Origin of the sequence: Collinsella aerofaciens, assembly GCF_041537385.1 — a bacterium.
Taxonomy (GTDB): Bacteria; Actinomycetota; Coriobacteriia; order Coriobacteriales; family Coriobacteriaceae; genus Collinsella; species Collinsella aerofaciens_BV.
The window spans coordinates 12741-27886 of sequence record NZ_JBGORS010000007.1 but is presented as its reverse complement, the minus strand read 5'-3'; the positions used below and the strand labels follow the sequence as shown (position 1 = coordinate 27886).

General features: G+C 60.5%; 12 protein-coding genes and 1 tRNA gene. 11 read left to right on the top strand and 2 right to left on the bottom strand.

Going from position 1 to position 15146, the window contains the following annotated elements:
* Positions 1-2 precede the first annotated feature (2 nt).
* From ACEG18_RS08260 to ACEG18_RS08245, 4 genes are all read left to right on the top strand, one after another.
* Entirely contained in the window at positions 3-1649 is a 1647-nt protein-coding gene (locus ACEG18_RS08260; protein WP_372542270.1) for an amidohydrolase, read from the top strand.
* Positions 1650-1663: 14 nt separating this feature from the next.
* Complete coding sequence (locus tag ACEG18_RS08255; RefSeq protein ID WP_372542269.1) at positions 1664-2854, top strand: MFS transporter; 1191 nt, start codon at positions 1664-1666, stop codon at positions 2852-2854.
* 78 nt (positions 2855-2932) lie between these two features.
* Complete coding sequence (locus ACEG18_RS08250; protein ID WP_117778675.1) at positions 2933-3370, top strand: hypothetical protein; 438 nt, start codon at positions 2933-2935, stop codon at positions 3368-3370.
* A gap of 121 nt (positions 3371-3491) precedes the next feature.
* The gene (locus ACEG18_RS08245; protein WP_233504104.1) at positions 3492-4190 is read left to right on the top strand and encodes a DUF6580 family putative transport protein; all 699 of its coding nucleotides are present in this window, start codon (positions 3492-3494) and stop codon (positions 4188-4190) included.
* A 536-nt stretch (positions 4191-4726) separates the two neighbouring features.
* Here ACEG18_RS08245 and ACEG18_RS08240 read toward each other — a convergent pair.
* Positions 4727-5545 carry an exodeoxyribonuclease III gene (locus ACEG18_RS08240; protein ID WP_372542267.1) on the bottom strand — a complete coding sequence of 273 codons (819 nt, stop codon included), beginning with the start codon at positions 5543-5545 and terminating at the stop codon, positions 4727-4729.
* A 135-nt stretch (positions 5546-5680) separates the two neighbouring features.
* Between ACEG18_RS08240 and ACEG18_RS08235 the strand changes: the two genes are divergently transcribed.
* From ACEG18_RS08235 to ACEG18_RS08220, 4 genes are all read left to right on the top strand, one after another.
* On the top strand, positions 5681-6433 hold the full coding sequence (locus ACEG18_RS08235) for an NAD-dependent protein deacylase (protein ID WP_372542265.1): 753 nt from the start codon (positions 5681-5683) through the stop codon (positions 6431-6433).
* Positions 6434-6527: 94 nt separating this feature from the next.
* The gene (gene folP / locus ACEG18_RS08230; protein ID WP_372542263.1) at positions 6528-8270 is read left to right on the top strand and encodes a dihydropteroate synthase; all 1743 of its coding nucleotides are present in this window, start codon (positions 6528-6530) and stop codon (positions 8268-8270) included.
* The gene (locus tag ACEG18_RS08225; protein ID WP_372542261.1) at positions 8271-8972 is read left to right on the top strand and encodes a hypothetical protein; all 702 of its coding nucleotides are present in this window, start codon (positions 8271-8273) and stop codon (positions 8970-8972) included.
* 250 nt (positions 8973-9222) lie between these two features.
* Positions 9223-10419 carry an ATP-binding protein gene (locus ACEG18_RS08220; protein WP_372542259.1) on the top strand — a complete coding sequence of 399 codons (1197 nt, stop codon included), beginning with the start codon at positions 9223-9225 and terminating at the stop codon, positions 10417-10419.
* Between the two features lie 85 nt (positions 10420-10504).
* On the opposite strand, the gene ACEG18_RS08215 is transcribed toward ACEG18_RS08220, so the two are convergent.
* On the bottom strand, positions 10505-11278 hold the full coding sequence (locus tag ACEG18_RS08215; RefSeq protein ID WP_055251517.1) for a type III pantothenate kinase: 774 nt from the start codon (positions 11276-11278) through the stop codon (positions 10505-10507).
* Between the two features lie 196 nt (positions 11279-11474).
* Between ACEG18_RS08215 and ACEG18_RS08210 the strand changes: the two genes are divergently transcribed.
* The 3 genes from ACEG18_RS08210 to ACEG18_RS08200 all read left to right on the top strand — a co-directional run bounded on the left by ACEG18_RS08210 (position 11475) and on the right by ACEG18_RS08200 (position 14875).
* Positions 11475-11551: transfer RNA gene (locus ACEG18_RS08210), tRNA-Met, on the top strand.
* Positions 11552-11999: 448 nt separating this feature from the next.
* Positions 12000-14030 (top strand): bilirubin reductase, long form, encoded by a 2031-nt coding sequence (gene bilR / locus ACEG18_RS08205; protein WP_372542258.1) that lies wholly within the window; start codon positions 12000-12002, stop codon positions 14028-14030.
* A 449-nt stretch (positions 14031-14479) separates the two neighbouring features.
* A complete protein-coding gene (locus ACEG18_RS08200; RefSeq protein ID WP_089573462.1) occupies positions 14480-14875 on the top strand; it encodes a helix-turn-helix domain-containing protein in 396 nt (131 codons plus the stop codon).
* Positions 14876-15146 lie beyond the last annotated feature (271 nt).

Here is a 15146-nt window from a genome sequence, read left to right as displayed (position 1 = left end):
CCATGGAGGCGGTAGTTCCCGCTGATATCGTCCTTAAGACGACGGCGCTGTTTACGGCCGAGGAACTTGAGCCTCGCGCTGGGTGCGTTGCAGTTCGCGGCAGCGAGATTGTGGCCGTGGGCTCTCCCGATAAGGTGCAGCCGTTTATCGGTCCCGATACTGAGGTTATTGACGCCGGCAACAAACTGGTCATGCCCGGATTCAACGATTCACACATGCATTTTGCGCTTGGTTCAATCCAGAAGGATGAAGACTTCTGTTGCGATCTGATGTTCCTGCCGAGCGAGCAGGCTTGCGTGGATGCTGTGGCAAAGTTTGCTGCCGAACACCCTGACAATCCGTGGATTTACGGCCAGGGTTGGTATTCGCCTGCATGGGAAAACCCGATTGACCCTGATTGCCGCAGCCTCGATGCACTCGATATCGACCGCCCAATCGTGCTTTCGGATTTTTCGATGCACGTGGTGTGGTGCAATACCGCCGCGCTTAGGGCGGTTGGTATTGATCGCAATACACCGACGCCTGAAGGTGGTCTTATTCGCCACTTTGACAACGGCGAGCCGAATGGCTTTTTATCCGAGCCCCAGGCGACGAACATCTTGCTCGATGTTGTTCTCAATAAACCGGATCTTGATGCTTCGCTGCTCAAGTCGATGCGCAAGTTTAACAAGCTCGGCATCACTTCGATTGGCGATATGTATCCTTTGGGCGTGACCACGCCCGGCGTGTACGACATCTATGACCGACTGGCGAGCGAGGACCTGAGCACGCTGCGCATCAGCTACTATTCTGCGCTCGATGCTCCGATGGCAGAGTCGCAGGCGCTGCGTGCGCGTCATCACAGCGAGCGCGTGCGCATGGCGGGTCTCAAGTACATTTTGGACGGCTGCCCCGAGGCCTACACGGCCTACATGCACGAGCCGTATCTTAACGCCCCCACGGGAAAGGACTTCCGCGGCGAGCCGGCGTGCAACCAGGAGACGCTTGACTGTATGGTGCTCGAGGCCAACAAGAATGGTTTCGATGTTCGTATCCATGCTATCGGCGACGCATCGGCCACGATGATTATCGATGCCGTCGAGCGTGCCGAGGAGGTGTGCGGCAACAAGGGGGCGCGTTTTGCTATCGAGCATACAGATAACCTGAAGCTCGAGGATATTGCTCGCATGAAGCGCCTGGGCATTAATGCTGCGATTCAGCCGCAGCATCCCATCGGAGGCCTTGGGCAGGGCGTGTACGAGGAGTCTCTTGGCGAAGAGCGCATGAGCCACATGTGGCGCTATAGGGAAGAGGCCGATGGCGGAATCCACTTGGGGCTTGGTACCGACTGGCCTGCGGTGATGTCAATCGATCCTATCGATACCGTGTATGCTGCGGTGACGCGTAGCGAGTTTGACGGGCACCCGGCGGAGGGATACTTCCGCGAGAATGCCCTGACGCTCGGCGAGACGCTGCAAGCGCACACGCTCGGCTCAGCATATGTCGAGGGCTTTGAGCGCCGTTTGGGCAGCCTTGCCGCCGGCAAGCTTGCCGATATCGTCATCCTGTCGGGCAATCCGTTTGAAATGAACCCGATGGCGCTTCGCGATCTCGAAGTCGAGACGACGATCTTTAACGGACGCGTCGTCTATCGCAAGGATGAAGCATAGATAGGGTGATGAACGTGAGCAAAGGGACGGTCGAAAAATATGCCCTGCTGTTTGTGGTGTGCGGCATCGTGTTTGCTGCGAACTACGCGCGGTATCAGGTGTCGGGATTGGCACATCTGGTTGTGTCGGACCTGCATCTGACCTCGGCCGAGTTTTCAGCCGTCCTGTTTGCCCCGTTTGTTCCTGCCGTTGTATTCGGCATGCCTGTCGGCGTTTGCGCCGATCGATATGGCGTGAAGGTGCTCGTATTCATCGCATCGGCGATTTCTGCAATTGCAGCGGCTGCTCGCGCGGAGTGCGCATCGTTTGCGACGCTGTTCACGGCGACCATGCTTCTGGGCGCGGCACCATGCGTCGTGAATGCCATCGTTCTAAAAGTGCTTGGTTCCGCTTTTGGCGGAGAAACCGATAGGGCCATGGGATGGTTCTACGCTGCGGGGTCGGGCGGAATCGCCTGCTCGCTTGCAACCTCTCCTCTCTTTGCAACGCCCGGACGAGCATATGCCCTTGCTGCCGTTTTATTTGCCGTGTTTGGATTGCTGTGGCTGCTGGTTGCGCCATCGGCAGATGTTCTGCAGGCTGCAGATGGCCTTGGCGTTCAGGGTGCGGAGCCTGCTTCGTCGTCGGCAAGTGCGTTTGCGACGGTAATCAAGATGCCGATGGTTTGGCTCGTGGCGATACTGCTTGGAGTCGCCCTTGCATCGGCTACGGCGTACTCGGGTTATCTTGTCTCGGCACTTGAGGTTTCAACCGAACCCCAGGTCGCCGGGCTTCTTGCCTCTTTCGTGACGCTTGGGTCGATTGTCGGCAGCGTGGCCGGTCCCTACGCGCGAGCGCAATTTGGCGACTATCGCGTGTTTATGGCCATCGCCGCAATGGCGGGGAGTGCCCTTATGTGGGCCGGAGAGGCTTTTGTCTCTCAGCCTTCTGTCGGGCTCATGTTTGCGATTGGCGCTTCGACTGCCGTCGCCGGTCCGGTCGTTCAGTCGCTACCCTACATGTTGCCCGAGGTGCGCGAGGGGCTTGCAGGAAGTGCCGGTGGCGTGGTGAGCACCGTTTCGCTGGGGCTTACGTTTTTGATTCCCGTGGCCCTCTCCTTCTGCATTGGCGAGAGCTATGAAACGCTTCTATTTGGGTGCGCGGTTTTGTTTGGCGCGACGGCGCTGGCGTCTCCATTCCTGCCGTCTCCCGATTCACTTATGTAACACCTGTTTTCGCCTTTTGGGCCTGGCCGACAAGGGCAAAAGGAGTTGGTCTACTTGACACTAAAAAAGAGTACCGCTGTGACCATTCTCAACGGCATCGTTAATCCTCTGTTCATGTGTTCATTTCTGCCGATTGTTGAGGGAAAGCCTGGCTTAGATTTTCAGGGACTTACTGGTTTCTGGGGGCAGCTTATTCTGGCCATCGGTATTGCACAGTTCGTGGGTTTTTTGCCGCTCTTTGGCAAAGCAATTGAGACGTGCGTTGAGTTTTTTGGTTTTGATCGGAACACTCCGGGCGCACGGATTTGCGGAACCGTTGTGGGCGCTACTCTGCTCTTCTGCATTATCGGGCTATTTGAAGTCGCGTTTCAGTCAGGCGTTGGCGTTATCGACGGTGTGCCGTTTTTCTCGCGTTGGGTTCGCCTCGTGGTGGGCGGATGGGCCTTTGTCGTTGTGGGCGGCTTGCTGTTTGATCCTTTTGTCGCGGCCATTGCCGCTAAAGTTACGGGCGAATAGCGCCAAGACCGGTCGCGTGGCGAAAGCCTGATCGACTGGCAGCCAAGGCCGGCCGGGGGATTGGTCGGCCTCATTTTGCCCGTGCTACCATAAACGGACATTCGTTTGATGGGGGCTGCCGTTGTCGCGCGTCTTGCAACATATGGAAATCCCGCTGCTGCTGGCGGTTCCTGCGGTGATGGCTGCGGCGTTGCTGGCAGGTATTGAGCAGGCGGCGCTTGCCATGCTTGTCGTGGTGGCACTGGTGCTTGCGCTGTTCTTTGCGGGTTACGAGGCGTCGCGCCCGGGCCTGCGCCAGATTATGCCCACGCTGGTGTTGGCGGCGTTGGCCGCGGCGGGGCGCATCTTGTTCGGTCCCATTCCCGACTTTAAGCCGGTGAGCGCCATTGCCATTATTGCGGGGGCGACGCTTGGTCGCCGCAATGGTTTTATGGTTGGCGCACTGGCGGCGCTGACCAGCAATTTCTTTTTTGGACAGGGGATGTGGACGCCGTGGCAGATGTATGCCTGGGGGCTGGTTGGCTATGTTGGCGGCGCGCTAGCGTATGCGGGTGCGTTCGACCGCGTCGACGGCACCGTGCGCATGCCAGCACTGCTGGCGTACGGCTTTGCGTCGGGCCTGCTCTATGGCGTCGTGATCAACGCGTATGACATCATTGGTTTTGTACAGCCGCTTACTTGGGCGGGTGCCGTGGCGCGTCTTGCCACGGCAGTGCCGTTCGATATTACGCACGGCCTTGCGACCTGCGTGTTTTTGGCCGCCTTGTACAAGCCTTGGTGCCGTCGCATTAACCGTGTCGTCGTGAAATACGGGCTGTAAGGCCGGTTGCACTGGGGCGAGAATCAATACTGCTTCGGTGCCATTTCAAAACTATGCCGGTTTACGGGGCTAGATTGGCGCAGGCAGACCATGCCGGCTTTTTTCGAAATAGAGCAAGCCGTTCACCTGCGGTTTTATTATCTCGGAATTGCGTATGGTTGGGGGTTCGCGATTCAGCCCCGTAAACCGGCATAGTTTTGGAATGGCCGGCTGATATGACGGGCATCGTGGCCCTCAGAGAGCCAAATTGATCCATTTTCTTCCGTCCCCAGATGTCCCCAGGGAATCAGTTGACGGCGCTTGCCACGAAACTGGCCCATCTACTACGTTTAGCTTGATACTCCCGACCATGACCGCGTTTTATGAAAAACCGCAGGCTTTCTACCTGCGGTTTTCTTTTTGCGTTGTTCGCTGTGGTTGAGGGTGGTGGCTTAAACGTAGTAGATGGGCGTGTTTCGTGGCGGATGGGTCACGCGGATACTCTCACGAGGCCCAAAATGATCCGTTTCCCTCCGTCCCCAGGGGATCAGCTGGGGCTAGAGCTCCAGCGTGAGGGTGACGGGGCAGTGGTCGCTGCCAAAGATGTCGCCGCGGATGCCGGTGTCGCGTACGTTGTCGGCGATTGCGTCGCTTACCAGGAAGTAGTCGATGCGCCAGCCGGCGTTGTTCTTGCGGGCATTAAAGCGATAGCTCCACCAGCTGTAGACGCCCTCGACGTCGGGGTTTGCCGTGCGCCATGTATCGGTAAAGCCGGCGTTGAGTAGCTCGGTGAACTTGCCGCGCTCCTCGTCCGAAAAGCCCGCGTTGCCGCGGTTGGACTTGGGGTTCTTAAGGTCGATCTCCTCGTGCGCCACGTTAAAGTCGCCGCAGGTCACGATGGGTTTGCCGGTCTCGCGCTCGAGCGCGTTCAAAAAGCCGCGGTAGGCATCGTCCCAGGCCATGCGCACATCGATGCGCGCGAGCTCATTTTGGGCGTTGGGCGTATAGACGTCGACAAACCAAAACTTGTCGAACTCGAGCGCGCAGACGCGGCCCTCGGTTACGGCTTGGGCGACGAGTGCGGCCGCCTCACCCTCGCCGGCGTAGGACAGCAGCGCATCGGCGTGCAGCACGCGCAGCGGTTCCTGGCGGCTAAAGACCGCGGTGCCCGAATAGCCTTTACGCTCGGCGTAGCTCCAGGTTTGGTGATAGCCGGGCAGGTCAATATCGACCTGGCCTTCTTGCAGCTTGGTCTCTTGCAGCGCCAGGATATCGACGTCGAGTTCTTGCGCGATCTGGATAAAGCTCGGGTCCTTTTTGAGCACGGCGCGCAGGCCGTTGACGTTCCACGAGGCGAAAGTGTAAGTCTGAGGCATGGTGTCCTTTCGACGGGGTTGGCAGGCTTAAGATTAGCGCAACAGGGGCGGGGCGGGCTCCGCGCATGCTGACTTAAAGGCCGCATGCTGGGACATCGCCCAACGCTGCCCGACTAACAAGGACGGAGGACTCATATGACGCAGGCAATATCGGACCCCAAGCAGGCCTCCGCCGCGCTGGCGGAGCTGTTCAATACCCACGAGCGCGCGGTGTTCTTTGGCGGCGCTGGTGTTTCCACGGCAAGCGGCATTCCCGATTTTCGCAGCGTGGACGGCCTGTATCACCAGCAGTTTGCCTATCTGCCCGAAACCATGCTCTCGCACGGCTTTTACGAGACACATCCGGCGGAGTTCTTCGACTTTTACCGCACCAAGATGATCGCGCTTAACGCTAAGCCCAACCGCTGCCACACCAAGCTGGCCGAGCTGGAGCGCGCCGGCAAGCTTGATGCTGTGGTGACGCAAAACATCGACGGCTTGCATCAGATGGCGGGCTCGCAGCGCGTGTTTGAGTTGCACGGATCGGTCCATCGCAACATTTGCCAGTCGTGCGGAGCGGTCTATAGCGCCGAGTGGATTTGCTCGCGCGAGCACGAGGACGCCGCGGGCGTGCCCGTGTGCCCCGCGTGCGGTGGTCGCATCAAGCCCGATGTGGTGCTCTACGAGGAGCCGCTCAACGAGCATGTGTTGACCGGTGCCGTTGCCGCCATCGCCGCGGCCGATGCCCTCATTGTAGGCGGGACCTCGCTCGTGGTGTATCCGGCGGCGGGCCTTACGCGATACTTTACCGGCGATACGCTGGCCATATGCAACCTCGCTCCCACCGATCAGGATGCAAATGCCGACCTGCTGATTTCTTGCGACATCGCGGCCGCGTTTGCGTTCTAGCCCGCGCGCGCGGATACAATAGAAAGACTGAGTGCAAAGCGACCCCGCCGCCAGCGCCCGAGCGCGGCGGCGTGGGCATTTTAGGAGGATGTTCATGGCGAACGACAGCAAGACATGGCGGTGCGGAAAGTATGAGCTCAGCTTTGACCGTCCGCGCATCATGGGCGTCCTCAACGTGACGCCCGATTCGTTTAGCGATGGCGGGGAGCACTTCGACCCGGACGCCGCGATCGAGTATGGCCTGGCGATGCTCGACGCCGGCGCCGACATCATCGACGTGGGCGGCGAGTCCACGCGCCCCGGCTTTACCCCGGTCAATCCCGACGAGGAGGCTCGCCGCGTGCTGCCCGTGGTGCGCGCGCTGGCCAAGGAGGGCGCAATTGTCTCGATCGACACCCGTCATGTGGCGGTTGCCAAGGCGGCCGTGCGCTGCGGTGCCTCGATCGTCAACGACGTGACCGGCTTCACCGACCCCAAGATGGTCGAGTTTGTTAAGACGAGCACCTGCGGCGTCATCGTGATGCATGCCGGCGAGGTCGTCGCGCCTACCCGCACGCACGCAACGGTGCAGCTCGATACCTCGGCAGCGGCGTTTGTTGCCGAGAAGGCGCGCGAAGCGGCTGCTGAGGCCGCGCGCGAGGCGGAGAAGCCTGCCCGCCGTCGCCGTGGCAAGCTGCTGGGCGACCCTAAGCCCGAGGCAAAGCTCCCGGGTGGCGTGGTGCAGCCCTCGCTGCCGTTTGGTGAACCGGAGCCCACGTCTGAGCCCGCAAGCGAGCAGGAGGCGCCCGCCGCCGAGCAGGCTACTGCCGCCGAGACCGTCGCGCCCGCGCCCGAGGCCGCGCCCGCAGCCACCGAGGCCGCATCGGAGCCCAATGACCACCTGGCCGCCATGATGCGCCGCAGCGCCCGCCGCGAGGAAGCCTACGTGCCCACCTCGCAGCTCCGCCGCTTCACCCTGCCCGATTCGGCGCCCATCATGCGCCGCGTCATGGGCTTTCTGTCCGACCAGGCCCGCGCGCTCATCCACGCCGGCGTGTCGCGCGACCGCATCTGCATCGATCCTGGCCCGGGCTTTGGTAAGTCGGCTAACGAGGACATCGTTATCCAGCGCGAGACTGCCAAGATGGCGTCACTGGGCTATCCGCTCATGTGCGCCGTATCGCGCAAGCGCTTTGTGGGCGCCGTCTCGGGCGTGACCGAGGCCGCCGAGCGCGATGCCGCTACGTTTGGCGTGTGCCTGGGCGCCATCCAGGCCGGTGCCAACATCGTGCGCGTGCACGACGCCGCGGGTTTTGCGCAGTTCCTGAACGGCTACTGGGCGGTTGCCAAGCCGCAGCCGCGCCGCGCGTTTGTGGCCGTGGGCTCCAACCTGGGGCATCGCTGTGACAACATCCGCGCCGCACGCGACATGATCGCCGAGATTCCACTCACCTGCGTGTCCAACTCCTCCAAGATCTACGAGAGCGAGCCGGCCTACGAGATGCGCCAGGACGCGTTTGCCAACGCCGTCATCGAGATTAAGACCGAGCTGGCGCCGTTGGTGCTGCTCGACGAGCTCATGAAGATCGAGGCCGAGCTGGGCCGCGACCGTTCCAAAAAGGCCAAGGCCAACGGCCCGCGCACCATCGACCTGGATCTGCTGTGGATGGACGGCGAGACCCACGGCGGCAAAAAGCTGCGTCTGCCGCATCCGCTGATCGGCGAGCGCGACTTTGTGCTGGTGCCGCTCGAGGACCTGATGCACGACCCGGCGCGGTTCTTCCGCTACAACGGCGTCGAGGTCAAGGAGCCCGAGGACCGCGTGGGCCATATCGTGGGCGAATTGGGGCGCATGTAGATGATCGAGATGAATACTGTTGCCGCTGGCACCGAGCTTGACGCCGCGCGCGACGCGGGTCGCGAGGGTGCGTCCGCGGGTTGGTGCGCTTGGAGCGTGGGCGATGCTTCGCTGACGTTTTCGCTGGTCGTGCGTCCGGATGTGAATATGCACGCCTTCCACGGCCTGCCGTTTGTGGCCGCGATGGGCATGATGGACGCGCTCGTGGGCACAGCGTCGACGCCGGGCCTGGGCCTTGCCGGCAAGGTGGGTATCCAGTGGCCGAGCGATATCGTGTGCGGTGCGCCTGCGTTTGAGACGTCGCTCGCGCGTGTTGCCGTCAACGGTGGTGCCGGTGCCGCGGGTATGTTTGCCGCGGTGACGGTGGATGTTGAGCGTGCGGCGCTGGGCGAGCTCGGCGTGGATATGGCAGATGAGGCGCTGATCGAGGCGTTGGCCGCCGCCGTGCTGGCCCGCGTGGATGCCTGGGCTGCCGTCGCGAACACGCCGCAGGGTGCCGCCGGCCCGCTGGCTCCGGTGCTGGGCGAGTACTTTGACATGGTGCCACTGCTGGGTCGTCAGGTCGCGGCGGTGTCGCCCAACGGCCTGCCGCTCGCGGTGGGCGTGTTTGCGGGCCTGGACATCTGGGGCCGCGCGACCATCAAGACTGATGCCGGCGAGCAGGAGTTTCCGCCCGAGGCCGTACGGATTCGCGGACTGTAACGCGAGGCGCCCGCGCTCAAAGATAGCGATGACAACAAGACCCTCCTCGGCTATGCCGGGGAGGGTCTTTACGCGACTACAGGGTGGCATCGCGGTTCTATTCCTCAAAACTGAAAATCTTTCGATTTTGAGGAATAGAATTAAGCCAGCTCGGCCTTTAACGAGGTATATTCGTTGCAGAGTCTATTCCTCAAAACTGAATAATTTTCGTTTTTGAGGAATAGCGATAGAAGACCGCAGGGAGGCACCAATGAAACTCATCAATAGAACGTCATATATGGACACGTTGACGAGCCTTATTGGCGTACCGGACATCAAGGTCATAACGGGCATTCGCCGTAGCGGTAAGTCAAAATTGCTCGAGGCCCTCCGCGATTACGCGGAGGCAAATCTGTCCAATTCGAATGTCATCCATATCAATTACAACCTCGACGAGTTCGAGGGCCTGCTCGAATATCATGCCCTGCTCGCCTATGTGAAAGAGCATCGAGTGTCCGACAAGCAAAACTTCCTGCTTATCGACGAGGTTCAGATGTGCGACGGCTTTGAACGCGCGATCAACAGCCTCCATGCATCCGAGCAGTACGACATCTTCATCACCGGATCGAACGCCTTTTTGCTGTCGAGCGATCTGTCGACGCTCTTTACGGGGCGCACGTTCGAGATCGAGGTTTTCCCATTCTCGTTTGAGGAGTATCGCCTCTATAGTGACAAGGGCGAGGTCGATCGCGACTTCGATGAGTACGCGAGAACCGGCGGTATGTCCGGCTCTTACCCTTATCCACTGCAGGAGCAGCGCTACCAATATCTCTCCAATGTCTTCAAAACGCTCATCGTGAGGGATATCGTGCAGCGGCATAACGTGAGAAACGAATCGGCACTGCTGCGCATTGCCGATTACATGATGGACAACGTCTCCAACATAACGTCGGCACGCAACATTACAGATGTTTTGAATGCGGATGGGCTAAAGATTACGAACAAGACGGTCGGCACGTACATGGGGTACCTGTGCGATGCGTTTGCCTTCTATAAAGTTCGTCGGTACGACATTCGCGGCAAAAAATACCTTAAGAGCGGCGAGAAGTATTACCTGGCAGACCACGCGTTCAAATACGCACTGCTTGGTACACGTGATATGGATTGGGGACGCGTATACGAGAACATGGTGGCCATCGAGCTGCTGCGCCGCGGATACGAGGTATACGTCGGTGTGCTCTATAAAAAGGAAATAGACTTTGTAGCAATCAGGCGAAGCGAGAAGCTCTACATTCAGGTGAGCGACGACATCAGCTCGGATAAGACGTTTGAACGCGAGATTTCGCCACTGCTGAGCATTGGCGATGCGTATCCCAAGATGATTCTTGCCCGCACGCATCACGAGGCCACGGATCGCGATGGGGTGCAGATCGTGGACCTGGCGAGGTGGTTGTGCGGCGAGGCTTAGCAAAAAATCCTATTCCTCAAAACTGAAAAATTTTCGATTTTGAGGAATAGGATTGGCGGCTGGTTGCTGCGACCTGGCGTTTACTCTATCCCAGCTCCTGCATGCGGCGGTAGATTTCGCAGATGCCCTTGATGGTGAGTTGCCCGTCGACTATGTCGAAGGCGTCGGTCGAATCGGCAACGATGCTGGCGAGGCCGCCCGTGGCGATAACGGTGGCGTCCTCGCGCCCCAGCTCGCGCTTCATGCGCGCGACCAGGCCCTCGGCCATGGCGGCGGCGCCCATCACGGCGCCGACCTTGATGCACTCTTCGGTGTCGCGACCGATGGCGTGCTCGGGCGCCTCGAGCGGCACGCTGGCGAGCTTGGCGGCACGGGCGGCAAGCGCGTCCATGGAGATGCGGATGCCCGGCGCAATCGCCCCGCCAATGTAATAACCGTCCTCATCGATGACGTCGATATTGGTCGCGGTGCCAAAGTCCACCACGATTGCCGGCGCGCCGTAGAAAGTCTCGGCCGCAACGGCGTTGGCGACGCGGTCGGCACCTACGGCCTGGGGGCGCGCCGCGCGCAGCTTGGTCACGGCAGCCGTCTGCGGCCCGATGACGATGGCATCCGCCGCGATGCGGTCGGCAACGGCGTGCCACTCACGTGAGAGCTGCGGAACCACGCCGGCAAAGGCGATCGCATCGACCGCATCGAGCGAAAGGCCGTACATCTTAAAGAACCCCATCAGGCGCACATGGATCTCGTCGGCGGTATAGGAGCGGTCGGTGGGCATGCGCCACGACTGCACCAGCTCGTCTCCGTCAAACAGGCCCATGGCCGTCTGCGTGTTTCCCATATCGATAGCGAGCAGCATGTCTACTCCCGGTGTCGGCATAAAAGGACGCGCACCATTGTATACGTGCCGTCGACGGCGCTCGGCTGCGATTCGTTTACGGTGATAGGGGCTGAGGGGTTTAAATATGAAGGAATTATGCTCTACGAGATTTTCCTTGCCGTTTACCGAACTCCCGCGTAATATTCTTTCTTGCGCACATGAGGCGCCCAGACATTGCGGGGTGGAGCAGTCTGGTAGCTCGCCGGGCTCATAACCCGGAGGTCGTAGGTTCAAATCCTGCCCCCGCGACCAAGAACTTGCAGCTCGTCGGCCTAGCCGGCGAGCTTTTTTTGTTATTCCGGGACCGTGTTTTCGGTCCAATTCTCAGCCTCTCAAACAAAATCTCAATCTGTAACATCTAGACCCGATTTGGGCGGCTAGGTGTTACAGACCGAGATATACCGGTGGGTTGGGTCGTGTTTGTCTCGACCTGTAACATCTGGGGCTCATTTTGCCGAGCTGTTGTTACAGATTGAGATTTTCCGGCAGGCGGGTTTGGTTTGTCTCGATCTGTAACAGTAAGACCCGGTTTTGCTGAGTAACTGTTACAGATCGAGACAAACCGGGAGCCGGCCCCGCCCCATCCACCTGCCGCTACCTGCTATCCGCCGATTTCCGTTGTGCTGCTGTACCCCCATGCCATATCCTCTAGACAACTACGCGGCACCATCGCCGCCGCGCCTACAAGAGAGGAATGTCCATGACCGCACCTGCATCCAAGCTGCTCCAGTCCATTACGGTTGGCCCCCTTGAGCTCAAGAACCGCATTATGTTCCCGCCGCTGACCACCGGCTACGAGGAGCGTGACGGTTCCATCGGCGAGCGTAGCCTGGCTTTTTACGAGCGCCTGGCCCGTGGCGGCGTGAGCTACATCGTCATCGGCGACGTCGCTCCCGTCATGACTGCGAGCCCCACGCCCAAGCTGGCAACCGACGCCCAGATCCCCACGTTTAAGGCCCTGGCCGACGCCGTCCATAAGCACGGCGCCAAGGTCGCGCTGCAGCTGTTCCACCCCGAGTACGACGTGCCCGGCGTCGGCCGCATGGTCATGGGCTCCATGGCCGCCGCCAAGGCCGCGCAGGAGGCCAAGGCCGCCGGCGACGAGGAGACCTTCGCCGCCAAGATGGCCGAGTCCAACGAGATCCGCAAGCAGGCCTACGCCAAGCTGCACCACGACATGCAGCACTTTGTGAACGAGGCCACCGTGGAGCAACTTACCCAGATCAAGGAGGCTATTGCCGCCTCGGCCGCCCGCGCGCAGCAGGCCGGCATCGACGCCATCGAGGTCCACGGCGACCGTCTGGTGGGTTCGCTGTGCTCCGCGATCCTCAACAAGCGCACCGACGAGTACGGTGGTTCGTTCGAGAACCGCGTTCGCTACGCGCTGGAGGTCGTCGCCGCCATTAAGGAAGCCGCGCCGCAGCTGATGGTGGAGTACAAGCTCCCCGTGATCATGGAGAACCCCGACGGCACGCCGCGCGGCAAGGGTGGCCTGCAGCCCGACGAGGCCTGCGAGTTTGCCAAGCTGCTCGAGGGTGCGGGCATCGACATGATCCAGGTTGCGCAGGCAAACCATACCGGCAACATGGGCGACACCATTCCGCCCATGGGTGCCATGCCCTACAACTGGACGCTGCCCGTGGCCGAGCGCGTCAAGGCCCTGGTCTCCGTGCCGGTGGCAACCGTCGGCCGTGTTGTCTCGGTCGAGGCCGGCGAGAAGATTCTGGAAGACGGCGCGGCCGACATCATCGCCTATGGCCGCTCGCTCATGTGCGACCCCGACATTGCGCTGAAGGCCGCGACCGGCGAGCCCATCCGCGAGTGCCTCAACTGCAACAAGGGCTGCGTCGACGCGATTCAAAACCGCAAGTACATCTCGTGCGTGCTCAACGCCGAGAACGGCGACGAGGCGACCATCGCCATTAAGCCGGGCGAGGGCGACAAGAAGATCGCCGTGGTGGGCGGCGGTATTGCCGGCCTGGAGGCCGCACGCGTGGCGGCCAAGCGCGGCTACGACGTGACCGTCTATGAGGCGAGCGATCACTTGGGCGGCCAGATTGTGCTGGCGGCCGCGCCTCCGCGCAAGGATGAGATTATGCGCTCGGTCGAGTATTACGAGAAGATTCTGCCCGGCCTGGGCGTGAAGGTCGAGCTCAACCATGCCGCTACCGCTGAGGACCTCAACGCCGCCGACGCCGCGATTGTGGCTGTGGGCGCGCACGACGTGGTCATCCCCGTTCCGGGTGCCGACTCGGACAAGGTCGTCTCGAGCTGGGACGTGCTGGCCGGCAAGGTGGAGCTCAGCGGGCGCGTCGCCGTCATTGGCGGTGGCCTGGTGGGCACCGAGACTGCCGAGTACCTGCTGCAGCACGGCTGCGAGGTGGCGATCGTGGAGATGCTCGACAAGATTGCCGCAGGCGAGTCCGAGACCATTCTGCCGCTGATTATGAGCGACTTTGCCGCCCACAACGTGGAGCAGCACGTTAAGACCCGCCTGACCGCCATTACCGACGAGGGCGTGGAGGCCGTTCGTACCACCGAGGACGGCGCCGGGGAGCCGGTGAAGATCGCCTGCGATTACGTGGTGATGGCCGTGGGCTCGAAGGCCAACGCGTTTGACCTGGATGGCGTGACGGTGCCCGTGACCTGCGTGGGAGACTGCTCGGGCGAGCGCACCGCCGACATTGCGAACGCCATTCGCACGGCATATCACGCGGCCAACGAGCTGTAGTTGAACATCGCGGCTAGGCGGGGCGGTAGCACGGATCCGCCTCGCCCGGCTGTGTCCCGTCGGGTGTCAACCGGTGCGGGGCCTGCAAGCGCAGCAGGCCCCGCCCTTTTTGTTTTGCTCCGGTAGATGGCAATGCGCGGTAATCATGAGGAGTAAGGACGTCTACTGCCTTGCCGATTACTCAAAATTATTGGGGGAGGGGTTAATAACTATATCCTCTATGCCAAAGGACATAAAGAGATGCCAATTTTGTTGACAAGCGAATGACGATTAGCTGCGAGTCAGCTACCAGCGTAAATAATCGATAAAGAAATGTCGTAAATTGGTGCCAAATGCCCAGATAACACCGCGTCTATTTTAATTAACTGCTTTGAGCAAACAGTAAAATGCTACTATCTAACTTGCACGTAAGAAAGCAGATTAACGGTTAAGGCTAAGAAGTGGCAGGTATGTCGGAAGCAACTAGAACTCGCACGCATGCGCCCGAGGTTAGGCAGCGCGCCGTCGAGATCCTCCAAGAGGGGGTCGGTCATCGCGCCCTCGCCGCGGAGCTTGGCATTCCCCAGGCCACGGCTCGTCAGTGGGCCCGCGCGTATGCCGTGGGCGGTGCCGACGCCGTTCTCAACGCCGGTTCGCATCATCACACCTATTCGTACGAAGTTAAGCTCGCCGTGGTCAAGGACCGCTTGGAAAACGGCTTAACGGTTCGCGAGGCCATGATCAAGCACAAGATTCCCAGCGAGTCTTCGGTCAAGGCTTGGTGCCGCCAGTATCGCGAGAGCGGTGAGTCCGCGCTGGTTGATAAGCCGCGCGGTCGCAAGCCGCGCGTTAAAAAAGCGGAATAGCGAACGGGATGGTGCGCCCACAGGGGCGCATTTTTCTTGCCGCGCCAACTTTTTGGACCGTCGTGAGCCTACTGGAACATCCTCCAAAGTGGTTAATAAACCGCGCGCAGTGGCCCGTGCGCCCGCCGCCGCGATAGGGGGAGCGTCGCCTCTCTGCTCCAAAGCGGACAGACTCCTTACCCCGTACGCCTAAAACTCCCCAGTTGACCGAAAACCCGCCGTCGCTACTCCTCAACTGAGCTATAACGTTAAACAATTGCAGCGTTTTTGC